26 protein-coding genes are annotated in these 25514 nt (G+C 67.5%); 13 read left to right on the forward strand and 13 right to left on the reverse strand.

Going from position 1 to position 25514, the window contains the following annotated elements; translation table 11 throughout:
• Nucleotides 1-5 precede the first annotated feature (5 nt).
• The 7 genes from CWS39_RS05340 to CWS39_RS05370 all read right to left on the reverse strand — a co-directional run bounded on the left by CWS39_RS05340 (nucleotide 6) and on the right by CWS39_RS05370 (nucleotide 9102).
• On the reverse strand, nucleotides 6-1094 hold the full coding sequence (locus CWS39_RS05340) for an ABC transporter ATP-binding protein (protein WP_102141863.1): 1089 nt from the start codon (nucleotides 1092-1094) through the stop codon (nucleotides 6-8).
• Between the two features lie 233 nt (nucleotides 1095-1327).
• Nucleotides 1328-1723: a 50S ribosomal protein L7/L12 gene (gene rplL, locus CWS39_RS05345; RefSeq protein ID WP_102141864.1), complete on the reverse strand. Its 396-nt coding sequence runs from the start codon at nucleotides 1721-1723 to the stop codon at nucleotides 1328-1330.
• Nucleotides 1724-1772: 49 nt separating this feature from the next.
• A complete protein-coding gene (gene rplJ, locus CWS39_RS05350) occupies nucleotides 1773-2300 on the reverse strand; it encodes a 50S ribosomal protein L10 (protein ID WP_102141865.1) in 528 nt (175 codons plus the stop codon).
• Between the two features lie 309 nt (nucleotides 2301-2609).
• Entirely contained in the window at nucleotides 2610-3542 is a 933-nt protein-coding gene (locus CWS39_RS05355) for an ROK family protein (RefSeq protein WP_102141866.1), read from the reverse strand.
• Complete coding sequence (locus CWS39_RS05360) at nucleotides 3542-4159, reverse strand: DUF7158 domain-containing protein (RefSeq protein WP_102141867.1); 618 nt, start codon at nucleotides 4157-4159, stop codon at nucleotides 3542-3544. The genes CWS39_RS05355 and CWS39_RS05360 overlap by 1 nt, the downstream gene beginning before the upstream one ends.
• Nucleotides 4156-8325, reverse strand: a complete 4170-nt coding sequence (locus CWS39_RS05365; RefSeq protein ID WP_102141868.1) for a glycoside hydrolase family 38 N-terminal domain-containing protein — start codon at nucleotides 8323-8325, stop codon at nucleotides 4156-4158. The genes CWS39_RS05360 and CWS39_RS05365 overlap by 4 nt, the downstream gene beginning before the upstream one ends.
• Nucleotides 8326-8343: 18 nt before the next feature.
• Nucleotides 8344-9102: an endonuclease/exonuclease/phosphatase family protein gene (locus CWS39_RS05370; protein WP_199177975.1), complete on the reverse strand. Its 759-nt coding sequence runs from the start codon at nucleotides 9100-9102 to the stop codon at nucleotides 8344-8346.
• 47 nt (nucleotides 9103-9149) lie between these two features.
• Between CWS39_RS05370 and CWS39_RS05375 the strand changes: the two genes are divergently transcribed.
• On the forward strand, nucleotides 9150-9695 hold the full coding sequence (locus CWS39_RS05375; protein WP_102141869.1) for a hypothetical protein: 546 nt from the start codon (nucleotides 9150-9152) through the stop codon (nucleotides 9693-9695).
• 77 nt (nucleotides 9696-9772) lie between these two features.
• Here CWS39_RS05375 and CWS39_RS05380 read toward each other — a convergent pair whose 3' ends face one another.
• Nucleotides 9773-10738, reverse strand: coding sequence for a helix-turn-helix transcriptional regulator (locus CWS39_RS05380; RefSeq protein ID WP_102141870.1), 966 nt, complete (start codon nucleotides 10736-10738; stop codon nucleotides 9773-9775).
• Between the two features lie 61 nt (nucleotides 10739-10799).
• Between CWS39_RS05380 and CWS39_RS05385 the strand changes: the two genes are divergently transcribed.
• Both CWS39_RS05385 and CWS39_RS05390 read left to right on the forward strand, forming a co-directional pair.
• A complete protein-coding gene (locus CWS39_RS05385; RefSeq protein ID WP_102141871.1) occupies nucleotides 10800-11330 on the forward strand; it encodes a DinB family protein in 531 nt (176 codons plus the stop codon).
• Nucleotides 11330-11926 (forward strand): DinB family protein, encoded by a 597-nt coding sequence (locus CWS39_RS05390; protein ID WP_102141872.1) that lies wholly within the window; start codon nucleotides 11330-11332, stop codon nucleotides 11924-11926. Before CWS39_RS05385 ends, CWS39_RS05390 begins: the two co-directional genes overlap by 1 nt.
• A 16-nt stretch (nucleotides 11927-11942) precedes the next feature.
• Here CWS39_RS05390 and CWS39_RS05395 read toward each other — a convergent pair whose 3' ends face one another.
• Nucleotides 11943-12539: a TetR/AcrR family transcriptional regulator gene (locus tag CWS39_RS05395; protein ID WP_102141873.1), complete on the reverse strand. Its 597-nt coding sequence runs from the start codon at nucleotides 12537-12539 to the stop codon at nucleotides 11943-11945.
• An 81-nt stretch (nucleotides 12540-12620) separates the two neighbouring features.
• Here CWS39_RS05395 and CWS39_RS05400 point away from each other — a divergent pair, with 81 nt between their 5' ends.
• The 10 genes from CWS39_RS05400 to CWS39_RS05445 all read left to right on the forward strand — a co-directional run bounded on the left by CWS39_RS05400 (nucleotide 12621) and on the right by CWS39_RS05445 (nucleotide 23017).
• On the forward strand, nucleotides 12621-13628 hold the full coding sequence (locus CWS39_RS05400; protein WP_102141874.1) for an oxygenase MpaB family protein: 1008 nt from the start codon (nucleotides 12621-12623) through the stop codon (nucleotides 13626-13628).
• Between the two features lie 81 nt (nucleotides 13629-13709).
• Nucleotides 13710-15065 carry an ABC1 kinase family protein gene (locus tag CWS39_RS05405; RefSeq protein WP_102141875.1) on the forward strand — a complete coding sequence of 452 codons (1356 nt, stop codon included), beginning with the start codon at nucleotides 13710-13712 and terminating at the stop codon, nucleotides 15063-15065.
• Nucleotides 15066-15971 carry an alpha/beta fold hydrolase gene (locus tag CWS39_RS05410; protein ID WP_102141876.1) on the forward strand — a complete coding sequence of 302 codons (906 nt, stop codon included), beginning with the start codon at nucleotides 15066-15068 and terminating at the stop codon, nucleotides 15969-15971.
• 106 nt (nucleotides 15972-16077) lie between these two features.
• Nucleotides 16078-16941, forward strand: a complete 864-nt coding sequence (locus tag CWS39_RS05415) for a cyclopropane mycolic acid synthase family methyltransferase (RefSeq protein WP_102141877.1) — start codon at nucleotides 16078-16080, stop codon at nucleotides 16939-16941.
• A 161-nt stretch (nucleotides 16942-17102) separates the two neighbouring features.
• Nucleotides 17103-18059: a cyclopropane-fatty-acyl-phospholipid synthase family protein gene (locus tag CWS39_RS05420; RefSeq protein ID WP_102141950.1), complete on the forward strand. Its 957-nt coding sequence runs from the start codon at nucleotides 17103-17105 to the stop codon at nucleotides 18057-18059.
• Between the two features lie 49 nt (nucleotides 18060-18108).
• Entirely contained in the window at nucleotides 18109-19017 is a 909-nt protein-coding gene (locus CWS39_RS05425) for a cyclopropane mycolic acid synthase family methyltransferase (protein ID WP_102141878.1), read from the forward strand.
• A 43-nt stretch (nucleotides 19018-19060) separates the two neighbouring features.
• Complete coding sequence (locus CWS39_RS05430; RefSeq protein WP_102141879.1) at nucleotides 19061-19924, forward strand: cyclopropane mycolic acid synthase family methyltransferase; 864 nt, start codon at nucleotides 19061-19063, stop codon at nucleotides 19922-19924.
• 83 nt (nucleotides 19925-20007) lie between these two features.
• The gene (locus CWS39_RS05435) at nucleotides 20008-20703 is read left to right on the forward strand and encodes a YciI family protein (RefSeq protein ID WP_102141951.1); all 696 of its coding nucleotides are present in this window, start codon (nucleotides 20008-20010) and stop codon (nucleotides 20701-20703) included.
• A gap of 10 nt (nucleotides 20704-20713) precedes the next feature.
• Entirely contained in the window at nucleotides 20714-21931 is a 1218-nt protein-coding gene (locus CWS39_RS05440; protein ID WP_102141880.1) for an RNA polymerase sigma factor, read from the forward strand.
• 27 nt (nucleotides 21932-21958) lie between these two features.
• A complete protein-coding gene (locus tag CWS39_RS05445) occupies nucleotides 21959-23017 on the forward strand; it encodes an alpha/beta hydrolase (RefSeq protein ID WP_102141881.1) in 1059 nt (352 codons plus the stop codon).
• Here CWS39_RS05445 and rplA read toward each other — a convergent pair whose 3' ends face one another.
• From rplA to secE, 4 genes are all read right to left on the reverse strand, one after another.
• Nucleotides 23018-23725 carry a 50S ribosomal protein L1 gene (gene rplA / locus CWS39_RS05450; protein WP_102141882.1) on the reverse strand — a complete coding sequence of 236 codons (708 nt, stop codon included), beginning with the start codon at nucleotides 23723-23725 and terminating at the stop codon, nucleotides 23018-23020.
• A 73-nt stretch (nucleotides 23726-23798) separates the two neighbouring features.
• The gene (gene rplK / locus CWS39_RS05455) at nucleotides 23799-24227 is read right to left on the reverse strand and encodes a 50S ribosomal protein L11 (protein ID WP_102141883.1); all 429 of its coding nucleotides are present in this window, start codon (nucleotides 24225-24227) and stop codon (nucleotides 23799-23801) included.
• Between the two features lie 72 nt (nucleotides 24228-24299).
• Nucleotides 24300-25049, reverse strand: a complete 750-nt coding sequence (gene nusG, locus CWS39_RS05460) for a transcription termination/antitermination protein NusG (protein WP_102141884.1) — start codon at nucleotides 25047-25049, stop codon at nucleotides 24300-24302.
• A 23-nt stretch (nucleotides 25050-25072) separates the two neighbouring features.
• A complete protein-coding gene (gene secE, locus CWS39_RS05465; protein WP_102141885.1) occupies nucleotides 25073-25495 on the reverse strand; it encodes a preprotein translocase subunit SecE in 423 nt (140 codons plus the stop codon).
• Between the last annotated feature and the right edge of the window lie 19 nt (nucleotides 25496-25514).

Consider the following 25514-nt stretch of genomic DNA (forward strand, 5'->3'; position numbering starts at 1 on the left):
GCCGGCTACCCCTCGCGTTGTACCGGGATCGACGCCGTGGGCTCGTCGTCCTCGAGGCGGTGGTGCCGGGAGGTCGGCACGTCGGGCTCGGGCAGCGTGTGCACCGGCAGCTTGTGCGTGCCCTCGAGATCGTCGCGAATCGCGGCCTGCGCCTTGGGCGGCAGCGTGTGCAGCATCTCGCGGACGCGGGCCTGGCGCCGTGCGACGGCCTTGCGTTCCGGCATGCCCGGCGTAGCGACGATCTGCGGCGGCACGCCCTCGATCTCCTCGACGCCGCCGTCGTGGTGGCCGGCCTCCATCATCGCCTGCTCTTCGGCCATCGTCGCTTCGTCCTTCTCCTCGGACATACCGATGGGGCCGATACGGCGACCGTTGAGGAACTGCTTGACGACGGGCTCGTCACTGGTCAGCAGCACCTCGCGCGGACCGAACATCACCAGGTGCTTGCGGAACAGCATGCCCATGTTGTCCGGCACCGTGCGGGCGATATTGATGTTGTGCGTGACGATCAGGATCGTGGCGTCGATCTGCGCGTTGATGTCGATGAGCAGCTGGCTCAGGTAGGCGGTACGCACCGGGTCAAGACCCGAGTCGGGCTCGTCGCAGAGGATGATCTGCGGGTCGAGCACCAGCGAGCGGGCCAGGCCGGCGCGCTTCTTCATACCGCCGGAGATCTCGCCGGGGAACTTGTTCTCGTCACCGGCGAGGCCCACCATCTCGAGCTTCTCCATGACGATGTTGCGGATCTCGCTTTCCTTCTTCTTGGTGTGCTCACGCAACGGGAAAGCGGTGTTGTCGAAGATGTTCATCGACCCGAACAGGGCGCCGTCCTGGAACATGACGCCGAACAGCGTGCGGATCTCGTAGAGCTCTTTCGCCGAGCACTCGATGATGTTGGTGCCGTCGACGATGATCTTGCCGCGCTCAGGACGCAGCAGGCCGATGAGGGACTTCAGGAAGACCGATTTGCCGGTACCTGAGGGGCCGAGCAGAACGCTCACTTCTCCCGCGGGCATCTCGAGCGTGACGTCTTCCCAAATTTTCTGGGGGCCGAAGGACTTGGTCAGGCCCTCGACTTGAATTGCAATGCCCACGCGCGATCCTTCCGCCAGTATTCACCCCGCCACCTGCCCTCCCGCCTGTGGCTTGAGTCACTGTAGCTTACGCCCGATTGCCGCAACACTGTTGTGCGGGGTTACATCTTGGCCGCGGTTTGAAACCTGGCAGGGTCAAAAATTTGCCAGGGCGGCGCACAGACGGCCCAGACGCAACTGTGGGGCCGACCCGTGACCGGGCCGACCCCACAGTTGTGTCTGGGTGTCGTTTCTTACTTGACGGTGACGGTGGCGCCAGCGGCCTCGAGCTTGCTCTTGGCCTCGTCGGCGGCCTCCTTGGCGACCTTCTCCAGCAGCGGCTTGGGTGCGCCGTCGACCAGATCCTTGGCCTCCTTCAAGCCCAGGCCGGAAACGATCTCGCGGACGACCTTGATGACGCCGATCTTCTTGTCACCGGCCGACTCGAGGATGACGTCGAACTCCGACTGCTCCTCGCCGGCGGCCTCGGCGCCAGCGGCCGGGGCGGCACCCGCGGCGGCCGCGACTGCGACCGGAGCGGCGGCGGTGACCTCGAAGGTCTCCTCGAACTGCTTCACGAACTCCGAGAGCTCCAGCAGGGTCATTTCCTTGAACGCATCGAGCAGTTCGTCGGTGCTCAGCTTCGCCATGATGTGGGTCCTTTCTGATTTCTTTCTTACGGGCTAGTTGCGGATGGGGTTAAGCGGCTTCCTGCGCGGCCTTCTTCTCCTGCAGGGCGGCGGCCAGTCGGGCCACCTGCGATGCGGGCGCATTGAACAGGCCGGCGGCCTTGGCCAAATTGCCCTTCATCGCGCCGGCCAGCTTGGCCAGCAGCACCTCGCGCGACTCCAGGTCGGCGATGCGCTCGACTTCGGACACGCTCAGCGCGTGACCGTCCATGTAGCCGCCCTTGATGACGAGCGCCTTGTTGTCCTTGGCGAACTTCTTGAGCGCCTTGGCAACGTCGACGGCCTCGCCCTTGACGAACGCGATCGCCGTCGGGCCGGAAAACAGCTCGTCGAGGCCCTCGATACCCGCCTCCGCCGCCGCACGCTTCACCAGCGTGTTCTTGGCGACGGTGTAGGTGGCCGAGTCGCCCAGCGAGCGACGCAGCTCGGCGAGGTTGGCCACGGTCAGGCCGCGGTACTCGGTGACGACGGTGGCCGTCGACTCCTTGAACTGCTCGGCAATCTCGGCGACCGCGGTGGCCTTGTCAGCCTTGGCCATGCATGCCTCCTTGTGGTCGGTGTCGGGTGTTCCCCGTGAACCGCAAGGTGGCCGGAAATGACGAACGCCCCGACGCAGACAGGTCGGGGCGCAATAGCGATAGCCTCGTCCTCCTGCGTGGGCCGCCGGGATATCCCGGACCTTCAACCGATAACTCGGTGACCGACGGTCTTCGGTGGAACCGGTCAAGGATAGCCTGCCGCCCGCCGATCAGCCAAAACGGTGCTTTCGCTGGCCTGCCCGGTCCTGCCGGGTCGACTGTGCATTCTCATACGCCCGTCACGGCGCGTCGCGGATGAAACTTCACGCTCACGCGCGACGAGCGCCCGCTAGGCGCACGAGCGCCGCGGCCCCGACGAGACCCGCCTCGCCGCCGAGTTCGGCCGGCAGCACCCGCAGACCGTGCAGGAACGCCAGCCCGGTGTAGGACGTCAGCGCCTCGCGCACCGGATCGAACAGCAGCGCACCGGATTTGGCCACTCCGCCGCCGATGACGACGAGCTCCAGATCGCAGACCGCGCCGACGGAGGCGATCATCGCGGCGACGGCGGTCGCGCCGCGCCGAAACGCCTTGAGCGCGACGGCGTTTCCGGCGTTCGCGGCGTCGGCCAGCTCCTTGGCGTCGGCCTCGGGCGGTGCGTCCCAGCCGTTGTCCCGGGCCCACTGCGCCATGCGCGGGCCGGCGGCGATGGTTTCGACGCAGCCGTGGCCACCGCAGGCGCACTGCGCCCCGCCCTGGTCGACGACGACATGGCCGACGTGGCCGGCGTTGCCCGTGCGTCCGTCGTACGGGGCGCCGTCGAGCACCAATCCCCCACCGACACCGGTGGACACCACCATGCCGAGCAAGAACTGCGCGCCGCGGCCCGCGCCCCGCCACTGCTCGCCGAGCGCCATGCACAGCCCGTCACCACCCAGCCGGACCTGCGCCGCGGCCACTCCAGCTTTCCTGGCGACCCGCTCGACGATCGGAAAGCGTTGCCACGTGGGGATGTTGATCGGGCTGATGGTCCCGGCGCCCAGATCGATGGGCCCCGCCGACGCCACGCCGACGCCGCACACCGCTCCCCCCGCCTCGGCCAGCGCCTCGGTGACCAGTTGCTCCACCACCGCGAACACCTGCTCGGCGTCGGCGTCGGGGGTGGGCAGTTTCGCTTGGTGGGCCAGCGTGCCGTCGGGGTCGACGAGGCCGGCGGCGATCTTGGTGCCGCCGATGTCGATGGCCAGGGTGAGCTCGCGCATCAATGCCTATGGGTGTTGTCAGGCTGGCGTGGGTCGCCGGGATGCTCGTAGCCCGGCGCGAGTTCGACCAGTTCGGCGCACCGCGCGTCGAGCCAGAGCCGGAATGCGCGCCGCTGGGCCGCCGCGCGAAGGTGGGCGGCGATCGCGGGCCGCACCTCGTCGAGCGCCGGAGGATCTGGCGCGCGGCTCCGCCAACCGTGGCGCACAACAGGTTTGACAGGCGTGGGCGCGAAGCGATGCGGGTTGCGGGCGTGGAAGGCGGCCACCTGCTCCTCGGTGACGTCGACCCCGGCGGTCAGGTGTGCGAACAGCGCCCGCGCCATGGGGTCGGCCAGCACCGACGCGGCGATGCTGCCGATGTCGAGCCGGGCGGCGATATCGGGCAAAAGGTGATCTTCGGCCGACGCGCCGTCGGCCCTCACCCCGCGGGCCCGGGCCTCTGACGCCACCACGCGCTCGGCCACCAGCAGCTGGGTCAGCCAGCGCCGCAGCTGTCGGCCCTCGCTGGTGCCCGGCCGCGGCAGCGCGGCGGCGAGTCTCGTGCTGCGAAGCTCGTTTTCGCGGGCGTCGACGTCCTCGACCGTCACCGGCACACCGCCCACGGTCGCCGCGATCATCGGACCGTCACCCGCACTGCCTGGGTGTAGATCAGCCGTCCCGCGCAGCCGATCCGGATCAGCGCCCACCATTCGCCGGGCTCCACCCACACCGGCGGGGCGACATCGAAGCCGAGTTCGACGGTGCCGCGGGCCGGTAACGCGGCCCCGATTGCGGCCGGCCCCATCCATTCCCAGGTTCCCCACGGGCTGATCAGATGCGCCTCGACCGCGAGCTCGGCATGCGCGTCGGTGCCGACGGTGACGGCCAGCCGCGCGGTTTCGCCGGCCCGGACGTCGACGGGTTCGGGCTCGCTGTCCAGCCGCAGCAGCTGCGCTTCGGCAGGGTCGCCGACCGCGACGATGCACACGTCTTCGACGACTTGGCGCCACGCGGGCGGCATCCCGGCGGTGTCGCTGCCGGTCACGACGAGCTCGGCCCGCACCGGATACAGGCCGGGCTCCACGGCGGGCACCGTCACAGCGAGGTCGGTCTCGAGGTATTCGCCGGGCGGCAGCACAAACGGCAGTTTGTCGGGTTCAATAGTCCAGCCGTCCGGGCAGACCAGCCGCACGCGGCCGTGCAGCGCTGCGTCGGTGCAGTCGCTGGCGGCGGTAAGCCGCAGCAGCACTTCGGAATTGGGCTCGCTGTCCGCGTACTGAGGCTCCAGGTGCGCAACCGCGGGCAGCCCACCGAGCGGCGCCGGCCCGCGGTTGTGCAGCCAGTACCGGGCGTAAAGCGGTTGGGCGGCTTCGGCGTCGGGTGCCAGCACGGCGTGGTCGGCGTCGAGGATCTTGGGCATGTTCAGTCGAGTCAGCACCGTCGCGATCTCGTACCCGTGCAGCTGCAGGCCGTCCGCCTCGAGCTGCTGCAGTCGCGGCTGTTCCAACAGGTCGACCCGGGCCGCGGTGGTCACTCTACGAAGGCCCGAGCGGACTGCGAGATCGGCTGTGGTGCCGCAGGTTTCGACAAGCCTGATGGCGACGCCGTCGTTGGGGTCGACGGGCTGACCGCTGCCGCTCACCAGCGGGTTGCCCGCGGCCTTGAGCGCGCCCAACGCGACGGTGTCGGCGGGTTCGACCTCGAACAGCGAGCCGAACGCGGGCAGGCCACCAGCGGGCTCGCCATGGCCGGTGACCGCCAACAGCTCTCGACCGAACTCCGCGCTGCGGGCCGGCAGCCGTACGTGTCGCCAGTCACCGTCGCCGGAGACCAGCGCGTAGTCGAACGCATGGGTCCAGTGCTGCAGCTGGAAGTTCGAGCCGTCCGGTGCCGTGCGACGCGGCGGGTCGATCCAGGTGCCGGACGGCCAGCCGGTGCAGGAGCGCATGAGGGAGGTGTGCAGCGTGCCGTCGGGGTCGACGGCGAAACTCGGCACGCCGCGGTTGAGCAGCGCGACGGTGCGCGATTCGAAGGCCTCGATCTCGCTGGGCGCCTGCTGCTCGACCGAAATCTCCGCGTCGGCAAGGTCGTCCACCACAGCGGCCACCGCGTCCCCGCCGGCGAGCACCAGCACCGGCAGCGTCCGCACGCCCCGCAGGTCAGCGTCGGGCACCCACTGGCCCAGCAGCGGCGCGGCGGCGGGCACCCACACCCTGGCCGCGCCGGTGGCGTAGAGCTGACGCTTGAGCTCCTCGGTGTACGCCGGGTCGGCGTCGGCCAACACCGCTGCGGTGAAGGCGTTTTCGTCCGGGCCACCGATCGCGAACCGGGCGTCGGGCAGGTTGGAGTCCACGGAAAGGTCGCCGTAGCGCGGTTTGTCGGGGCTGCTGCATGTGGCGGTGACGCCGGCGCGGGCCAGTGCGACCACCAGATCGCGGGCGGAGACGTTCGACGCGGCTTCCGTCGGCGCCACCACTTCGGCGGCCGCGACGGCGCGCACGGCATCGCCGACACGGATCCGCGCGGCCGACGACAGCCCGAACCAGCCGTAGGCGGGGTTGTCCAGCGTCCACGGATGCTGGGCTGCGTCAACGGCTTCCGTAGAGCCGCGATCGTGCATCAGCCCGAAGCCGCGGCCGATGACGGCGTCGCCGACCTCGCTCACCGCAACCGCACCCGGCACCGGACACGGCCAGCGCAGCCGGACCAGCTGGTCGACGCCGGTGAACTCGTCGATGGTGGTGCGGCAGTCCACTCGCGCGATGCCGTCCCACAACGTCAGAGTTTGGGTGTAGCGCAACGTGTTTCCGATGCGGCCGCGCACCACGACACGCCGGCCCAGCGGCCCGCGGTAGGCCTGCACCGATTCGGCGGGCAGACTCGACGAGCAGACGACCGGCCCCTTGGGCAGCAGATGCCAGGGGCCTTCGCCCGCCTGAGGATGCGCCGGATACTCGTCGTAGACCGCCAGTTCGTTGCCGACGGCGCCGTCGGCGATCAGCTCGCGGCCCGAGACCAGTTCGACAAGCGAGCTCACCCCGCCGCCGCGGCTTCCGTCGACCGACAGCCGGTAGTGTTCGTTGGCTATCTCGTTACCGGCCAATGGTTCCCAGCCGGCGGCGGAGGTCGCGGCCACGAATTTGTAGGCCCGCCAGCCCAGCGACGGCACGTCACGCGCCAACCAGCTGACCGAGCGTCCGCTGTGCTCCACATGCGCGGGCACCTCGTCACCGTCGGCGTCGAACACCCGCACACCGGCACCGAGCGGCGTCTGCAGTCGCGCGGTGACCACATCGGTGCGATTGTGCGCCAACGCATTCCACACCACCACCGACCCGTCGACCGCACTCGACAACAGTTCCAGGGCGTTGTCTCGCGCCGTCCGCCCCAGCTCCCAGGCGTCGCGCCAGCCGGTCAGCAGGTCGAGGTAGACCTGATCGGATTCCGATCCGGTGATGGCGTCGTGGTGCGCGCCGTACGCCAGCTGCACCCACGCCTTGGCCAGTGCTGCCTGCGGATACGTGGCCCCGCCGAGCAGCCCGGCGAACACCGCGAACCGTTCGGCGTCGAGCACCGCGTCCTCGGCGGCCCGGTTGGCCTGTTTGGTGTCGATGTAGGAGACGTCCTTGCCCGTGTAGATCGGGTTCATGTCACGTGTCTGCGGCGACGGGCTGATCCCGCGCTCGGAAAGTTCGGACCGCACCGCGGCGAAGAACTCGGAGGGCAACGCGCAGACGAATCGCGGCCAGGTGTAGCGCGCGTTCCAGTCGCGGTGGATCTCGGTGACCCACTTGTTCGGTGGCGTGTAGTCCGTGCCGACCGGCAGCAGCACATTGCGGGTCAGCGCAACCTTTTTCAGCTGGGTGAACAGCCGGTAGGTGGCGGCTTCGGCCTCCTGTAGCGACGCCGAAGAATCCATCCACCACCCGCCGGAGTAGTGCGCGGGCATGTAATGCGTGAGCAGGCCGCGCCCCGACGGGGCGATCCATTCGAATTCGCTGCTGAACTGCATCCGTTCCGGATCGCCGTCGCCGGCCATCGGACCCCACTGGTGATGCGGCCCGCGCGCCCACGATGACGACGTCAGCCCCGCATCGGCCGCCATGCCCGGGAACTGCGGGTCGTGCCCGAACACGTCGAGCTGCCACGCGGTAGCCGGGTCGGCGCCCATGATGTCACGCTGAAACCCCATGCCGTGCACGAAGTTTCGGATGGTCGTTTCCGGGCTGGTCAGGTTGGTGTTGGGCTCGTTGTAGGCGCCGCCCATGATCTCCACTCGGCCGTCGGCGATGAACCGGCGCAGGTCGGCCCTGTCTTGCGGGTGGGTGTCCCAATACGGTTTGAGGTAGTCGACCTCGGCCAGCACGAATTTGTATTCCGGTTCGCGGCGCGCCATTTCGAGGTGGGCGTGCACCAGATCGAAGCCGTTGGTCTGACGGCACTGCCCGGGCGGGTCTTCGGTCCACACGCTGGTGTAGGCGGCCTGGGTGTTCCACCACACCGGGTCGTAGTGGAAGTGGCTGATCATGTGCATGGTCCAGCCGGGTTCGGCCACCACGAAGTCAAACTCGGTGTCGGACACACGTGCCGGCCGATGTTCGCCGACGACGGGGCGCTGCACCCGCACCGGCACCTCGACGACGCCGTCGCCGGGCGCAGCCACCGCCTCGCCGGACAGGCCGTCGCCCTCGACGCGGATCGGCGTCGCCGTGGTGGCGCCCGCATAGGCCACCCGGAGCAGCTGCAGCGGCGTGTCCGGCGGGCCGACGAACAACTCCGTCGCCTCCGCGGAGATCAGGTCCACACCCAAAACCCTACGGCGTCAAGGCCGCGAAATGTCGACGACAAGCGCGCGATGGTCGGAGACCGGCAGGCGGGGCGCGCAGGCGTCGTCGACCCGCACCGCGTCGTCGTCGGTCAGGATGTGGTCGAGCTGGTGGGTGGGATCGTCGGCCGGAAAGGTCGGCGCGGTACCGAGCGGACGCAGCCCCGACCTGCGCTGCGCACCCATGTTCAGATCGCCCATCAGAATCCGCGGCCCGGGGAAACCGCGCAGGTCACGGAGCAGCCGGCGCAGCTGAACACGATTCCATCCCGGCACGAACGACAGATGGGTGTTGGCGATGGTGAACGGGCCCAGCGGGGTGTCCAGCCGGGAGACCACCGCCGCGCGCGGCTCCTCGTCGACGATCTGCACCCGGTGTGGTGCGGGCAGATACATGGGGAATTTGAACGGAATCCTGGGCAGTCGCAGCACCTGCCAGTTCTCGGCGGGATACCGCGACAGCAGCGCGATGCCGTAGGCCGCGGTGCCGGGCTGTTCGCGCCCGGTGGCGGCCATCCACGTCGCGCCCGGTGTCCCGGAGATGGCGGCGACGAAGCGGTGGCTGACGGCGCCCATCGCCTCGGCGGCTAGCGCGGTCAGGTCGGAATTGCCGGAGCGCGGCTGGTCGAGGTCGACCTCCTGCAGGGCGAGGACATCGGCGTCGAGCTGCTTGATGGACGCCGCGAGGCGGTCGAGGTCGACATCCCCGTCATGCACGCTGCGCCCGTGCAAAATGTTGAACGTGGCCACCCGCATGGTTACTGCCTACCCGCTTGTCCCGTATCGATCACCCGGGATGGCATGTGCTGCCGCGCAATGACGAGTTGCGTGAGGCGCTGAAACGCGCCGCGTCGGCGCTCAAGGCGAACGGCCCGGAGTTTGCTCTGGCCGGTAGCTACGCGCTGTGGGTGCACGGCGGGCCCGAGCCGGTGCACGATGTGGATTTCGTCGTCGCCGAACCCGACGCCGACGCCGCCGCGGCCACCCTGCAGCAGGCGGGTTTCACCATCGAACGCACGCCGGAGGACTGGTTGTTCAAGGCCCGCACCGGCGATGTGGTCGTCGACGTGCTGTATCGGCTCAACGGCGTGCCGGTGGATGCCTCGACGATCCGCACGGCCGAGGAGCTCGACGTGCTGGCCATCCGCATGTTGGTGCTGCCGCCGACGCAGGTGGTGACCGAGAAGCTGTGTTCGCTCAATGAGCATCACTGCGATTTCGCGGCGTTGCTGCCCGCCGTCCGGGCGGTGCGCGAGCAGGTGGACTGGGATCAGGTGCGGGCCGATACCGCCGACAACGACTTCGCGGCGGCTTTCCTGGTGCTGACCGAGCGGCTGGGCATCACCTGATTTGTGCGCGCGAGCTGGGCCCACACCGAAGGTAGGGGATCGCAGAATCGCATGATTCGGCGCCGCGACGTGCGATTCTATGTCTGCTCGCGAGGGGTCGACGCGACGCGCAGGCGCTCGGCGACCGTGCGCACCGCGGCCACCACTTCGGGCGGCTCGAGCACCTCGAACGGCTCGCCGGCCATCGCGAAATAAAACACCATCTTCTCGGGATCGTCGGCGCCGGCGGTGACGACGCAGGCGTCGGGTCCGTCCGGTTCGATCGTCGCGGTGGCAGGTGGAAAGTGCTGGGCCACAACATGTTCCGGCGCTCGATAGCGCACCTTCGCCACATAAGGATACGGCGACGCGCTGATCGACTGTCGCACATAGGCCGCCGCATCCGGCGCCGGCCGCGGCGCGAACGTGCTGCCGAGCGCACGCACGTCGGTCATCCGGTCCAGCCGCAGGGTGCGCCAGTCCTGCCGGTCGCGGTCGTAGGCCAGCAGATACCAGCGCCGGCCCGTCGTCACCAGTTGATAGGGCTCGAGCCGCCGCTGGGTGGTGTTGCCCCGCAGATCGGTGTAGCTGGTCGCGACGTGTTCGTGGTCGCGGCACGCTCGGGCCAGCGTCATCAACACGTCGGGCTCAACAGGGGTGTCGGTCGCGGACGTCAACGTCACCGTCGCGTTGTGCACTGCCGACACCTGCGAGCGCAGCCGCGCGGGCATCACCTGGTCGAGCTTGGACAGCGCCCGCAGCGCGGACTCGCCGACGCCGGCCACGCTGCCGCCGGCCGCCAGCCGCAGACACACCGCGACGGCGACCGCCTCGTCCGGGTCCAGCAGCAGGGGCGGTAGCGCCGCGCCGGCACCCAGTTGATAACCACCGCCGTGGCCCTTGCTGGCGTGTACCGGATAGCCGAGATCACGCAGCCGCTCGATGTCGCGACGCACGCTGCGGGTCGTCACGCCGAGCTGGGCGGCGAGCTCGTCGCCGGTCCATACCCGCCTCGACTGCAGCAGTCCGAGCAGCTGCAGCACCCGGCTGGTTGTTTCCGCCATGCGTTCACCTTGCCGCAGTCATAGGACCGAAACTATCCTATATCTCTGTCAGGGTAGTCGCATGGACATCACGGCACAATTGGCAGACCAACTCGACTTCCACTGGACGGGGCACTTGCGGCCGCGGTTGGACGGGCTGACCGACGACGAGTACTTCTGGCAGCCGGTGCCCAACTGCTGGACGGTGCATCCGGACGGCTCCATCGACTTCACCTATCCCGAGCCGCAGCCGGCGCCGTTCACGACGATCGCGTGGCGGCTGGCGCACGTCATCGTCGGTGTGTTCGCCATGCGCAACCATTCACATTTCGGCGCGCCGGCGGCCAGTTACCAAACGTGGCAATATGCCACCGACGCCGCGACCGCATTGCGGCAGCTCGACGAGCAGTACCAAAGGTGGATTGACGGGGTCCGTAGCCTGTCACTCGATGACCTCAACCGCCCGTGCGGGCCGGCCGAAGGTCCCTACGCCGACTATCCGTTCATCGCCCTTGTCCTGCACATCAACCGCGAAGTCATCCACCACGGCGCCGAAATCGCTTGTATCCGAGATCTTTACGCGCACAACACCAACACGAAGGGAAACCAGTAATGCCCGGAATGCCGCCACCCGCCGCCGACGAGCGCCAGACGCTGCTCAACTTCCTTGCCTTTCAACAGAATGCGTTCTTCGCGGTGGCCTATGGGCTGACCGATGAGCAGGCCCGCTCGACGCCGTCGGTGAGCGCGCTGTCGATCGGCGGGCTGGTCAAACATGCCGCCGGTGTACAGAAGGGCTGGACGGAACGCGCTGCGGCGGCGCCGGATTCGCCGCCACCGGACCCGCGTCCGCTGGAGGAGCAGATGGCCGAGTACGGCGACCAGTACACGATGCGCGAGGACGAAACCCTTTCAGACCTGCTGGCGGCATTGAAGGCACAGAACGCCGAGACGCTGCGGGTGTTCGCCGAGCAGGACCTCGACGCGCCGGTGCCGGTGCCGCATGGTGTGCCGTGGTTCCCGCAGGACATCGACCATTGGTCGGTGCGCTGGGTGGCCCACCATCTGATCGAGGAACTGTCGCGGCATGCCGGCCACGCCGACATCATCCGCGAATCCATCGACGGCGCAACGATGTACGAACTGATGGCCGGCATCGAGGGCTGGCCGGAGACCGACTGGATCAAGCCGTGGAAGCCGCCGGCGTGAGGCTCGTGGCGCCGGGCTACCGCAACACCAGCCGCAGCGCGTAGTCCACCACGACGTCGAGGTCGTCGCCGAGGCTGCCGGCCAGCCACTGCTGGGCGAGCTCGGCCATCGCGCCGGTGTACATCGCCGCGACGACCCGCGCCTCGACGGGGTCGGACTCCGGGTGCAGCCGCCAGCCCTCGGTGAGCACCGCCTCGCGGAGCAGGTCTTGGGTGGCCGCGCGGCGGGCCGCGAGCACCGGGTTCGCACGCGCGTCGGTGAACAACACCCGGCCCCGCCGCGGGTCGGCCGAGCTGAACCCGAGCACCGCGGCGATGCCCGCCCGGGTCCGCGCCCGCAACGACTTCCCCGCGGCGTCCATCGCGGCCGCGACGTCGGCGGCCAGCTGCACGCTGACCTCGTCGTACACCGCGCCGAGCAGATCGTCGGTGTCGGCGAAGCTCTCGTAGAAGTAGCGGGTGTTCAGTCCGCACTCGCGACACACCGAGCGCACCGACAATGCGGCCTCGCCGCCCTCGCCGAACAGCCGGAATGCGGCGTCGACCAGCAGCGCGCGGCGTTCGGCACGGCGGTCGGTCAACGGCACGCCGGCCCAGCGGGTGGGGCTCGACATCACCCCAGCCTATGTCTGGTCACGGGCGTATCCAAAATGTAGTCTGGCTACAAGCGTGACCAGAACTCGAAAGGGGCCGAAGTGTTTCTGCCGCATCAGCTCGTCGGGCAGTGGCTGAACAAGAAGTTCGATGAGGACGTCCGGAGCAACTACTTCCGCGGCATGGAGTTCGCCGGGCCGGCGGGCGACCCCGGCTGGTTCGGGCCGGGCAGCGCGGTGTGGCATGTGCACTCGCACATGCACGCGCTGATCTTCGGCCTGCAGTGCGCGGCCTATATGGAGCGCCTCGACCCGTCGATCTACTGGATGGGCTTGCACCACTCCCGGCTCGTCGAACGGGACGCCGACGGCAACCCCGCCGGCCATCCGCCGCGCATCGACCAGGCCGGCGCCGTGGTGCGGCTCGGGCATTCGGTCGCATTCTTCATCGGCACGGCCTACGGCTCCACCGAGACCGCGGAGCGGCTGGCGCAAACCGTGCGTGCGATGCACCACACCATCAAGGGCGTCCGGCCCGACGGCGCCCGCTATGACGCCGACGACCCGGACTGGCTGCGCTGGAACTACGCCACGGTGGTGTGGGGGCTGGCCACCGCACACGAGCTGTACCACCCAAACCCGTTGCGCGGCAAGAAACTTGACCGCTACTACGGGGAGTTCGTACGCGTCGGACACGCCCTGGGCGGCACCGATCTGCCGACCACCAAGGCCGAAACGCTGGAGTGCCTCGAGTCGTATCTGCCCCGGCTGGCGGTCACACACGGCACCGCGATGGCCACCGGCCCCAACGTCCCGATGCCGCACAGCGCGATCGACTGGGCCGTCCGCGACACCATGCCACGCTGGGCCAAGCAGCTGATCGCACACCGCGACCCGAACATCGTCGAGCGCACCGCCCGGCGCGGCATCGTCTGGTCGGTCATCAACGGGCTGGGCCTGGCGTCGGGACCGGTGCCGGAGTTCCAGCAGGCGCAGGCCCGGGTCAAGGGCGGCGTCGATCCGTCCCTGGCGCCGCATACGCTGCCGTCGTACGTGCCCGGCAGCGACCCGGTGCGCAGCCGCGACGAGGTCGAGGCGGCCTTCGTCTGAGGCCATTTCGGCGCACAAGAGGGTGTGACGCAGACTGCACGGATTCGGAGCCTCGCGGCGGCCTCTGAGACACTGCATGCTATGACTGCTACGCCGAAGACCAAGCACCGCGAGGTGGCCAAGCTGGATCGGGTGCCGTTGCCGGTCGAGGCCGCCCGCATCGGGGCGACGGGATGGCAGGTCACCCGCACCGGCGCCCGCGTCCTCACCAAGCTGACCGGCCGCGGCTCTCTGCAGCAAAAGATCATCAAGGAAATCCCGAAGACGTTCTCCGACCTGGGGCCCACCTACGTCAAGTTCGGCCAGATCATCGCGTCCAGCCCGGGCGCGTTCGGTGAACCGCTGAGCCGGGAGTTCCGCAGCCTGCTGGACCGGGTGCCGCCGGCCGACGCCGACGAGGTGCGCAAGCTGTTCATCGAGGAGCTCGGCGACGAGCCGTCCACGCTGTTCAAGAGCTTCGACGAGAAGCCGTTCGCGTCGGCCTCGATCGCGCAGGTGCACTACGCCACGCTGCACACCGGCGAGGAGGTCGTCGTCAAGATCCAGCGGCCGGGCATCCGCAGAAGGGTCGCCGCCGATCTGCAGATCCTCAAGCGCGGCGCGCAGCTGGTCGAACTCGCCAAGCTGGGCCGACGCCTGAGCGCCCAAGACGTCGTCGCCGACTTCGCCGACAACCTCGCCGAGGAGCTCGACTTCCGGCTCGAAGCGCAGTCGATGGACGCCTGGGTGTCACACATGCATGCCTCGCCGCTGGGCCGCAACATCCGGGTACCACAGGTCTATTGGGACCTCACCAGCGAGAAAGTGCTGACGATGGAGCGGGTCAACGGCATCCGCATCGACGACGCCGCCGCGATCCGCAAGGCCGGTTTCGACGGCACCGAGCTGGTGAAGGCCCTGCTGTTCAGCGTGTTCGAGGGTGGGCTGCGCCACGGCCTGTTCCACGGCGACCTGCACGCCGGCAACCTCTACGTCGACAAAGACGGCAAGATCGTCTTCTTCGACTTCGGCATCATGGGCCGCATCGACCCGCGCACCCGCTGGCTCTTGAGGGAGCTGGTGTACGCACTGCTGGTCAAGAAGGACCACGCCGCGGCGGGCAAGATCGTCGTGCTGATGGGCGCGGTCGGCACCGTCAAACCCGAGGCGCAGGCCGCCAAGGACCTGGAGAAGTTCGCCACCCCGCTGACGATGAAGTCGCTGGGCGATATGAGCTACGCCGAGATCGGCCGTCAGCTCTCCGCCCTGGCCGACGCCTACGACGTCAAGTTGCCCCGCGAGCTGGTGTTGATCGGCAAGCAGTTCCTGTATGTCGAGCGCTACATGAAGCTGCTGGCCCCGAAGTGGCAGATGATGTCCGATCCGCAGCTGACGGGGTACTTCGCCAACTTCATGGTCGATATCAGCCGCGAGCATTCCGAAGAGCTGGACGCCTAGATGGACGTCCGCACCGGCACTGCCCGCTCGGGAGAGCTCGACATCTATTACGAGGACATGGGCGACCCGAACGATCCGGCCGTCCTGCTCATCATGGGCCTCGGCGCGCAGTTGTTGTTGTGGCGCAAGGGTTTCTGCGAAAAGCTCGTCGACCAGGGCCTGCGCGTCATCCGCTACGACAACCGCGACGTCGGGCTCTCGTCCAAGGTGACCGGCCGCCACGCCGGGATGCCGCTCACCCAGCGGATGGTGCGCTCGTTCTTCGGGCTCAAAAGCCCGGCGCCCTACACGCTCGAGGACATGGCCGACGACGCCGCCGCGCTGCTGGATCACCTGAAGATCGACAAGGCCCAGATCGTCGGCGCCTCGATGGGCGGCATGATCGCCCAGATCTTCGCGGCCCGTCACGCCCACCGCACCAAGACGCTGGCGGTGATCTTCTCCAGCAACAACCAGCCGATGCTGCCGCCGCCCGCGCCCAGGCAGCTGCTGGCCCTCATCAAGGCGCCGCCGCCGGGGGCGTCGCGCGAGGAGATCATCGAGAACTCGGTCCGCATCAGCAAGCTCATCGGCAGCCCCCGCTACCCCGCCCCCGAGGACCGCATCCGCGCCGACGCCATCGAGGGCTACGACCGCGCCTACTACCCGGCCGGCATCGGTCGCCATTTCGCCGCGGTGCTCGGCAGCGGCAGCCTGCTGCGCTACGACCGGCAAATCACCGCACCGACGGTGGTCATCCACGGCAAGGCCGACAAACTGATGCGGCCGTCCGGCGGCCGGGCCGTGGCCCGCGCCATCAAGGGCGCCCGGCTGGTGCTGATCGACGGCATGGGCCACGAATTGCCCGAGCAACTGTGGGATGAGATTGTCAGCGAACTTAAGGTGAATTTCGCCGAGAGTTGGTAGACGCCGTGCGCCGGAGCCTCGGAATGGTCGCCGGCGCATTCAGGTAGAGTGCCGTGCCAGGTCGGCACCTGCACGGAACAAAGAAGATTGGTTGGAGTCGTCACGCATGCCCAAGCTGAAGCCGAACTACGAGTTGTTGCAGTCGATCTACGACATCTCTAACGAGTTCTACGAGCTGTTCCTCGGCCCCACGATGGGTTACACCTGCGGGTACTACGAGCGCGAGGACATGACCTGCAGCGAGGCGCAGAACGCCAAGTTCGACCTGGCGCAGGGCAAGCTGAAACTTCAGCCCGGAATGCGGGTGCTCGACATCGGCTGCGGCTGGGGCGGCGGCATGCAGCGCCTGCTGGAGAACTACGACAACATCCACGCGATCGGCCTGACGCTGAGCAAGGCGCAGAAGGAAGCCGCCGAGGAGCGCCTGGCCAAGGTCAAGACCAACGGCACCTTCGAGGTTCGGCTGCAGGGCTGGGAGGAATTCGACGAGAAGGTCGACCGCATCTACTCGATCGGCGCCTTCGAGCACTTCCGCCACGAAAAGTACGACGCCTTCTTCCAGATGGCCTACGACGCGCTGCCCGACGACGGCATTCTGCTGCTGCACACCATCAGCTCGCTGCACCCCGACGAGATGAAGGCGCGCGGCCTGCCGTTGACGTTCGAGATCGCCCGGTTCATCAAGTTCATCGTCACCGAGATCTTCCCGGGCGGGCAGCTGCCGTCACGCTCGATGATCGAGGAGCTCGCCCCGAAGCCGGGCTTCAAACTGACCCGGGTGCAGTCGCTGCAGCCGCACTACGTGCGCACCCTCAACGATTGGGCGGCCAACCTGCAGGCCAACAAGGACAAGGCCATCGAGATCCAGGGCCAGGAGGCCTACGACCGGTTCATGAAGTACCTGACCGGCTGCGCCGGCTACTTCGCCAGCGGCCACCTCGACGTCTGCCAGTACACGCTGGAGAAGTAACACCGCAGGTCAGCGAGGCCTTTGCAGGGGCAAATAGCTCGATTCGGAGCATGCCCCCCACATCGGATAGCATCCCTGCAACGCATTGGGGGTGTGCGTCTCGGGGGAAGCGTCGCGCATCCCTCGTGCACGCCGTCACTTCACGAAAGGCGCACGACGTCATGGCGAAGCAGTTGAAGCCGCACTTCGAAGATGTGCAGTCGCACTACGACCTGTCCGACGACTTCTTCCGGTTGTTCCTGGACCCGACCCAGACCTACAGCTGCGCGTACTTCGAACGCGACGATATGACGCTGGAAGAGGCGCAGATCGCCAAGATCGACCTGGCGCTGGGCAAACTGGGGTTGCAGCCCGGGATGACGTTGCTCGACGTGGGCTGCGGTTGGGGCGCCACCATGCGCCGCGCGATCGAGAAGTATGACGTCAACGTCGTCGGTCTGACGCTGTCGAAGAATCAGGCCGCCCACGTGCAGAAGATGTTCGACGCGATGGACAGCCCGCGCACCAAGCGCGTGCTTCTGCAGGGCTGGGAGCAGTTCGACGAGCCCGTCGACCGCATCGTGTCCATCGGCGCCTTCGAGCACTTCGGCCACGAGCGTTATCCGGCCTTCTTCAAGATGGCCTACGAGGCGATGCCCGCCGACGGCATCATGCTGCTGCACACCATCTGCGNGCACTTCGGCCACGAGCGTTATCCGGCCTTCTTCAAGATGGCCTACGAGGCGATGCCCGCCGACGGCATCATGCTGCTGCACACCATCTGCGGCCTGAATCCCGCGCACGCCAAGGATCTTGGGATCCCGCTGACCTTCGAGCTGGCCCGGTTCATCAAGTTCATCATGACCGAGATCTTCCCGGGCGGACGGCTGCCGTCGATCCCGATGGTCGAGGAGCGTGCCACCGAGGCCGGGTTCAAGGTGACGCGGGTGCAGTCGCTGCAGCCGCACTACGCCAAGACCCTCGACCTGTGGGCCGAGGCGCTTGAGGCGCACAAGGACGAGGCCATCGCGATCCAGTCCGAAGAGGTCTACGAGCGCTACATGAAGTACCTGACGGGCTGCGCGAAGTTGTTCCGCCAGCGCCAGGTCGACGTCGCGCAATTCACCTGCGAGAAGTAGGCGGCGCGGTCTAGTCAAATAGCGGCCCGCCTTAGTAGGGTCGGCCGGTATGACACAGCCGACAGAACGTTCAGCCACCGAACTGGCACCGCCTGTCGAGCGGGTCCAGTCGCACTACGACCGATCCAACGAGTTCTTCAAGCTCTGGCTTGACCCCTCCATGACCTACAGTTGCGCCTACTGGGAGCGCGACGACATGACGCTCGAAGAGGCCCAACGCGCCAAGATCGACTTGGCGCTGGGCAAATTGGGGTTGCAGCCGGGCATGACGCTGCTCGACATCGGCTGCGGCTGGGGCTCCACGATGCGGCGCGCGGTCGACAAATATGACGTCAACGTCATCGGCCTGACGCTGAGCGAGAACCAATTGGCTTATGTCCAGCAGGAATTCGACAAAATGGACAGCCCGCGCCGCAAGGAGGTGCGGTTGTGCGGCTGGGAGCAGTACGACCAAACACCCGTCGACCGCATCGTGTCGCTCGGTGCGTTCGAGCACTTCGCCGACGGCGCCGGTGACGCCGGCTACGAGCGCTACAAGGCATTTTTCGAGATGTGCTACAACGTCCTGCCCGATGACGGCGTGATGCTGCTGCACACGATCGTGGTGCCCACCGCCGAGGAGGGCAAAGAGCTCGGGCTGAAGACGACGATGTCGCTGCTGCGGTTCATCAGATTCATCCTGACCGAGATCTTCCCGGGCGGCCGGCTGCCGATGATCTCCATCGTCGACGAGTACGCGACCAACGCCGGATTCAAGATCGCCCGCCACCACAAGATCGGCTCGAATTACGTTCGCACGCTCAACACCTGGGCCGAGGCGCTGGAGGCGCACAAGGACGAGGCCATCGCGCTGCAGGGTGAAGAGGTCTACCAGCGGTACATGAAATACCTGACCGGTTGTTCAGATCTGTTCCGGGACGGGTACACCGACGTCTGTCAGTTCACTCTGGTCAAATAGCCCGCCCTGAGGGGCGGGAGTTAGGGCGGAGGGTGGGAACGGAATGTCAGAACAACTGACACCGCACTTCGAGGACGTCCAGCACCACTACGACCTGTCCGACGACTTCTATCGGCTGTTCCTCGACCCTTCGCTGACGTACAGCTGCGCCTATTTCGAGCGCGACGACATGACGCTGGAAGAGGCGCAGCTGGCCAAGATCGATTTGGCGCTGGGCAAATTGGGGCTGCGGCCCGGGATGACGCTGCTCGACATCGGCTGCGGCTGGGGTTCCACGATGCGCCGGGCCGTCGAGCGCTACGACGTCAACGTCGTCGGCCTGACACTGTCGAAAAACCAAGCAGCCCATGTGCAGAAGTCGTTATGCGAGCTGGACGGGCCGCGCACCAAGCGGGTGCTGCTGTGTGGCTGGGAACAGTTCGAGGAGCCCGTCGACCGCATCGTATCCATCGGCGCGTTCGAGCACTTCGGCAGCGACCGCTACGCCCGCTTTTTCAAGAAGACGTACGAGATGCTTCCCGACGACGGAGTCATGCTTTTGCACACGATCCTTCGGCAGAGCCTGCAGGAGCGCAAGCGCCGGGGAATTGAGTTGCGCGCGGAGATAGTGCATTTCGGCCGGTTCATCATCAGCGAGATATTTCCCGGCGGCTGGCTGCCGACGGCTCCGGTGGTCGAAGACCACGCTGTGCGGGCGGGCTTCACGGTTTCGAGGGTTCATTCGTTGCAGCCGCATTACGCGAAGACGTTGGACGCATGGGCGGCATCACTGCGGGCGCACGAGAAACAGGCCATCGCCATCCAATCGCGAGAGGTCTACGAGCGCTACATGAAGTACTTGACCGGCTGCGCGAACATGTTCCGCGAGGGCTTCGTCGACGTCTGCCAGTTCACCCTGGAGAAGTAGGTGTCGGATCGCGACGGCGCCGTTCGTCGGATGGGTAGAGAGTGAAACACAGGGTTTCGCTCGCTACCTGAGAGGTGACCACGATGGAGTACTTCGCGCTACTGATCAGCCCGCAACGCGACCTCACCCCTGACGAGGGCGCCGCCGAGATGGCGGCGTATCGGGATTTCCACGCCCGCGCGGCGTCGGCGATTCGGGCCGGCGACGCGCTCGGGCCCGCGGCGACCGGAGTGCGGATCACCGGTGGACCCGACGCGCCGACGGTCACGGACGGCCCGTTCGCGGAATCCGCGGAGGTCGCGGGCGGCTATTACGTGTTCGACGCGGACAACCTCGACGACGCACTGGAGTTGGCCCGCCAGATCCCGGCCGCCAAGTACGGCGCCATCGAGGTCTGGCCGATGGCTGATTCGCTGCCGCGGCAACCGCTGGAGGGCACGAACTGGATCGCCCTGCTGCTGGAGCCGCCGACGTGGTCGGTGACGCCCGGCAGCCCCGAGTGGGAGGAAGGCGTCGCGCAGCACGTCGAATTCGGCGCCGCAGCCGGTTCGCACATCCGGGCGGGCGCGGGTCTGCATCCACCGTCGACGGCGACGACAGTGCGGGTGCGCGACGGCGAAACCCTGATCACCGACGGGCCGTACATCGAGGGTGCCGAAGTGGCCAATGGTTACTACGTGCTCAGCGCCGCCGACCGCGACGAGGCGGTCAAGCTGGCGTCGATGATTCCGGCTTCTGCGGTGGAGCTTCGGCAGCTAGCCGGGGTATCCGGGCTGTAATCGGGCGCGAATGGCAAACCTGGACGGTGTGTTTCGTCGCGAGTGGGGCCCGGCCGTCGCGGCCATCGCGCGATGGTCTGGCGACCTCACCGTCGCCGAGGACGCCGTCCAGGAGGCCTGCGCGGACGCGCTGCGGGTATGGCCTCGCGACGGTATGCCCGACAAACCCGGCGCCTGGCTGGTGACGGCTGCGCGCAACCGCGCGCTGGATCGGCTGCGGCGTGAATCCGTGCGGCCCGGAAAGGAATTGGCTGCATCCTTGGAGGGCATCATGGCTCGTACCGAGCGTGGCGATCCGCATCCGGTTCGCGACGACGAGCTGCGGATGATGTTCACCTGCGCGCACCCGGCGTTGGAGCGGCCGTCGCAGTTGGCCTTGACCCTGCGCCTGGTTTCGGGGTTGACCGTCGCCGAGATCGCCCGCGCACTACTGCAGTCCGAGGCGGCGGTCGGACGGCGAATCACCAGGGCCAAGAACAAGATTCGGCATGCCAACATCCCGCTGCGGGTGCCGCCGGCGGAGCTTTTGCCCGAACGCACCCCGCATGTGCTGGCCTGCATCTACTCGGTGTTCACCGAGGGCTACTGGTCCACCGCAGGCCCGTCGGCGATCCGCGACGAGCTGTGTGATGAAGGCGTCCGGCTGGCCGGCGAGTTGTGCTCGTTGATGCCCGGATCGCCTGACGCGCAGGCGTTGGCTGCGCTTGTGCTGCTGCATGATTCGCGACGGTCGACGCGTGTGGACGGCGACGGCGCACTGGTGCCGCTCGACGAGCAGGACCGCCGACGGTGGGACCATGCCCGGATCGCGCGTGGTTTGGCCCGGTTGCGCCTGGCCGCGGGCTCGACCGGACCGTATCTGCCGCAGGCGGTGATCGCGGCGCTGCACGCGACCGCGCCGTCGTGGGAAGAGACCGACTGGACGGGGATCTGCGCGGCCTACGACCGGTTGATCGAGATCACCGACTCGCCGGTGGCGCGGGCCAACCGCGCGTTGGCGATCGGGTTTCGTGACGGGTTCGCGGCGGGTGTGGAGGCGCTGGATGCGGTGGCCGACGATCCGCGACTGGCCCGGTCGAACACCGTCGCGTCGATCAGGGCGGATCTGCTGCGTCGAGCCGGGCGGGCGGACCAGGCGTTGGTTTGGTATCGAAAAGCCCTGGACTGCAACGGCTCCGAGCCCGCGCTGGCGTTCCTGCGTCGTCGTATCACCGAATGCCAGCGCTGACCGCAGCTGCGGCAGTACCATCCCGCCATGCCCCACGGTCGTTTCGCCAACCCCGATTGCACGCTCGGCACCGATCCGCGTTCCGATCCGCGCATGGTGTCCGCGCTTGCGCCTTTCGGTCTCGACGGCCGCTTCCCGGCCGCGGAGTTGACCGTCGATTCGCCCCTGCCGGAGCGGCTGGCATATGCGGCGACGAGCGAGGAGGTTCTGGGCGGGGTGCTCGACGCCCTCGCCCAGGGCGCGCCCGTCGCCGAGGGCGTCACGTCCACGACGGTCACCATCGCCGGGCCCGACGGTAACGATGTCACCCTCTACATAAGCCGCCCGAACGAGGCCGACGGCCCGCTGCCGGCCGTCGTGCATCTGCACGGCGGCGCCATGGCCATCGCCAGCGCCGCTGACACAGGATACGTGCGATGGCGCGAAAACCTCGCCGCCACAGGACTTGTCATGGTGGGTGTCGAGTTCCGCAACTCGGCGGGCAAGCTCGGTGTGCACCCGTATCCGGCTGGGCTCAACGACTGCGCGGCCGCGGTGCGGTGGGTGTACGCCAACCGGACCGAGCTCGGCGTCAGCCACCTGATCGTGTCCGGTGAATCCGGCGGCGGCAATCTCACGCTCACCGTCACGCTCAAGGCGGCCCGCGAGGGCTGGCGCGACGAAATCGCCGGCGCGTACGCGCAATGCCCGTACATCTCCAACCGCTGGCTGGACTACCCCGACGACCTGCCGTCGCTCAAGGAGAACGACGAGTACTTCATCAGTTGCCAGCAGGCCGCACTTCTCGGATCGGTCTACGACCCGGGCGGGCAGAACTCTCGCGACGGCACCTGCTGGGCAGCGATGGCCACCGACGAGGAATTGGTCGGGCTGCCGCCGCACGTCATCTCGGTCAACGAGCTCGACCCGCTGCGCGACGAGGGCCTGGTCTACTACCGGCGGCTGCTGCAGGCCGGCGTGCCCGCCGTCGGCCGCGTCGTCGCGGGCACCTGCCACGCCGGCGACATGCTGTGCCCCGGCGCCATGCCCGACGTGTACGCGGCCAGCCTGCGTGACGTCAGCGGCTTCGCGAAATCGCTTGCGTGACTAGACCTCGGCGAAGTTGCGGGTGATCGACGGGTCGACAGGGATGCCCGGGCCCGTCGTCGTCGACACGACGATCTTCTTCAGGTAGCGGCCCTTCGACGACGCCGGCTTGGCGCGCAGGATCTCGTCGAGCGCGGCGCCGTAGTTCTCCGCCAGCGCCTTCTCGTCGAATGACGCCTTGCCGATGACGAAGTGCAGATTGGCCTGCTTGTCGACGCGGAAGTTGATCTTGCCGCCCTTGATGTCGTTCACGGCCTTGGTGATGTCGGTGGTGACGGTGCCCGTCTTCGGGTTGGGCATCAGGCCGCGCGGGCCCAGGATGCGGGCGATGCGGCCGACCTTGGCCATCTGATCGGGCGTGGCGATCGCGGCGTCGAAGTCGAGGAAACCGCCCTGGATCTTCTCGATCAGGTCGTCGCTGCCGACGATGTCGGCGCCGGCGGTCTCAGCCTCGGCGGCCTTGTCACCGACGGCGAACACCGCGACGCGGGCCGTCTTACCGGTGCCGTGCGGCAGGTTGACGGTGCCGCGCACCATCTGATCGGCCTTGCGGGGGTCGACGCCCAGCCGGATGGCGACCTCGACGGTGGCGTCCTGCTTCTTGCTCGACGTCTCCTTCGCCAGCTTGGCGGCCTCGAGCGGGGTGTAGAGCTTGGTGCGGTCCACCTTTTCGGCGGCTTCGCGATATGCCTTGCTGTTCTTGCTCATTGCGATCTCCTGTTCAGAGTTGTGGTTGGCGAGCCGATGCCAGCTCTCCCACGGGTTCTGCTGTGTTGACGATCTATTCGACGGTGATGCCCATCGACCGGGCGGTGCCGGCGATGATCTTCGACGCGGCGTCGATGTCGTTGGCGTTCAGATCGGCCTTCTTGGTCTCGGCGATCTCGCGCACCTGATCCCAGGTCACCTTGGCGACCTTGGTCTTGTGCGGCTCGCCGGAGCCCTTCTGCACACCGGCGGCTTTGAGCAGCAGCTTGGCCGCGGGCGGTGTCTTCAGGGTGAAGGTGAAGCTGCGGTCCTCGTAGACGGTGATCTCCACGGGGATGACGTTGCCGCGCTGGTTTTCCGTCGCGGCGTTGTACGCCTTGCAGAACTCCATGATGTTGACGCCGTGCTGGCCGAGCGCCGGACCGACCGGCGGGGCGGGGTTGGCCTGCCCGGCCTGGATCTGCAGCTTGATCAGCCCGATGACTTTCTTCTTCGGGGCCATGCTCTTCCTTTCTCAGTGATTTCGGCGTGATTTCCTGCGCCCACCGCAGGTTTTCACGCCGAAATCGCAGCTTTAAATCTTGGCGACCTGGTTGAAGGTCAGTTCGACAGGGGTTTCGCGGCCGAAGATCGACACCAGCACCTTCAGCTTCTGCTGTTCGGCATTGACCTCCGAAATCGACGCGGGCAGCGTGGCGAACGGCCCGTCCATCACGGTGACGGACTCGCCGACCTCGAAATCGACCTCGATCGGCGCCCGCTCGGTGGCGCCGACGTCGGCGGCGGCCTGCGATGCCGCGGTGATCTTGCCGGGCTTCTTGACCGCGGCGGGCGGCAGCAGGAACTTCACCACGTCGTCCAGCGACAGCGGCGACGGCCGCGATGTCGCGCCGACAAAACCCGTGACGCCGGGCGTGTTGCGCACCGCGCCCCACGACTCGTCGTTGAGTTCCATGCGGACCAGGATGTAGCCGGGCAGCACCTTGCGGTTGACCTGCTTGCGCTGGCCGTTCTTGATCTCGGTGACCTCTTCGGTGGGCACCTCGACCTGGAAGATGTAGTCGCCGACGTCGAGGTTCTGCACGCGGGTCTCGAGGTTGGCCTTCACCTTGTTCTCGTAGCCGGCGTAGGAGTGGATGACATACCAGTCGCCGGGCTTGGTGCGCAGCTCCTTCTTGAGCGCGACGGCGGGATCTTCCTCTTCCGGCTCCGCCTGCTCCGCCGACTCGGTGGTCTCGTCGACGGTCGTCTCCTCGACGGTGGCCTCATCGGCCATCACGTCGACATTCTCGGCCGAAGGCGTATCGCCCTCGAAGCTCGTCACGGTTGTCAATCCTCTCTAGTCCGTCAGCCGAACACCAGTGAGATGAGCTCGCGCAGGCCGAAGTCGACCCCGCCGATCATCGCCACCATGAACGCCAGGAACACCAGCACCACGATGGTGTAGGTGACCATCTGCTTACGGTTCGGCCAGATGACCTTGCGCAGCTCGGCAACGACCTGCGCAAGGTAGTTCCAGACGAAGGCGAACGGGTTGAGCCGGCGCTTGCCGGGCCGTTCGGCCTTCTTGGCCGTCTTGGTGGCCGTCCCGCCGTTCTTGCTGAGGCCGCCTTCGGTCTCGGCCCCGGCGGTGTCCTCACCGTCGACGGCTCGGCGGGCCCGCTTACCGGTGGGACGCGTCGGCCGGGTCACGACGGCGGTCTGGCCGCCGGTGTCCTCGCTATCGGCACCTGGTCCCGCGGAGCGGGCATCATCGCGCTCGTCGCTCACCGCATGCCTTTCGTCTGGG

It is taken from the genome of Mycobacterium hubeiense (assembly GCF_002838065.1).
Lineage (GTDB): Bacteria > Actinomycetota > Actinomycetes > Mycobacteriales > Mycobacteriaceae > Mycobacterium > Mycobacterium hubeiense.

What these genes read in the sequence shown, in the direction of transcription:
- rplL (WP_102141864.1), bottom strand. Translation starts at nt 1,723, where the DNA reads ATGGCGAAGCTGAGCACCGACGAACTGCTCGATGCGTTCAAGGAAATG.
- rplJ (WP_102141865.1), bottom strand. Translation starts at nt 2,300, where the DNA reads ATGGCCAAGGCTGACAAGGCCACCGCGGTCGCCGAGATTGCCGAGCAG.
- CWS39_RS05355 (WP_102141866.1), bottom strand. Translation starts at nt 3,542, where the DNA reads ATGCGCGAGCTCACCCTGGCCATCGACATCGGCGGCACCAAGATCGCC.
- CWS39_RS05360 (WP_102141867.1), bottom strand. Translation starts at nt 4,159, where the DNA reads ATGATCGCGGCGACCGTGGGCGGTGTGCCGGTGACGGTCGAGGACGTC.
- CWS39_RS05370 (WP_199177975.1), bottom strand. Translation starts at nt 9,102, where the DNA reads ATGCGGGTGGCCACGTTCAACATTTTGCACGGGCGCAGCGTGCATGAC.
- CWS39_RS05380 (WP_102141870.1), bottom strand. Translation starts at nt 10,738, where the DNA reads ATGGCGGAAACAACCAGCCGGGTGCTGCAGCTGCTCGGACTGCTGCAG.
- CWS39_RS05385 (WP_102141871.1), top strand. Translation starts at nt 10,800, where the DNA reads ATGGACATCACGGCACAATTGGCAGACCAACTCGACTTCCACTGGACG.
- CWS39_RS05390 (WP_102141872.1), top strand. Translation starts at nt 11,330, where the DNA reads ATGCCCGGAATGCCGCCACCCGCCGCCGACGAGCGCCAGACGCTGCTC.
- CWS39_RS05395 (WP_102141873.1), bottom strand. Translation starts at nt 12,539, where the DNA reads ATGTCGAGCCCCACCCGCTGGGCCGGCGTGCCGTTGACCGACCGCCGT.
- CWS39_RS05405 (WP_102141875.1), top strand. Translation starts at nt 13,710, where the DNA reads ATGACTGCTACGCCGAAGACCAAGCACCGCGAGGTGGCCAAGCTGGAT.
- CWS39_RS05410 (WP_102141876.1), top strand. Translation starts at nt 15,066, where the DNA reads ATGGACGTCCGCACCGGCACTGCCCGCTCGGGAGAGCTCGACATCTAT.
- CWS39_RS05415 (WP_102141877.1), top strand. Translation starts at nt 16,078, where the DNA reads ATGCCCAAGCTGAAGCCGAACTACGAGTTGTTGCAGTCGATCTACGAC.
- CWS39_RS05425 (WP_102141878.1), top strand. Translation starts at nt 18,109, where the DNA reads ATGACACAGCCGACAGAACGTTCAGCCACCGAACTGGCACCGCCTGTC.
- CWS39_RS05430 (WP_102141879.1), top strand. Translation starts at nt 19,061, where the DNA reads ATGTCAGAACAACTGACACCGCACTTCGAGGACGTCCAGCACCACTAC.
- CWS39_RS05435 (WP_102141951.1), top strand. Translation starts at nt 20,008, where the DNA reads ATGGAGTACTTCGCGCTACTGATCAGCCCGCAACGCGACCTCACCCCT.
- CWS39_RS05440 (WP_102141880.1), top strand. Translation starts at nt 20,714, where the DNA reads ATGGCAAACCTGGACGGTGTGTTTCGTCGCGAGTGGGGCCCGGCCGTC.
- CWS39_RS05445 (WP_102141881.1), top strand. Translation starts at nt 21,959, where the DNA reads ATGCCCCACGGTCGTTTCGCCAACCCCGATTGCACGCTCGGCACCGAT.
- rplA (WP_102141882.1), bottom strand. Translation starts at nt 23,725, where the DNA reads ATGAGCAAGAACAGCAAGGCATATCGCGAAGCCGCCGAAAAGGTGGAC.
- rplK (WP_102141883.1), bottom strand. Translation starts at nt 24,227, where the DNA reads ATGGCCCCGAAGAAGAAAGTCATCGGGCTGATCAAGCTGCAGATCCAG.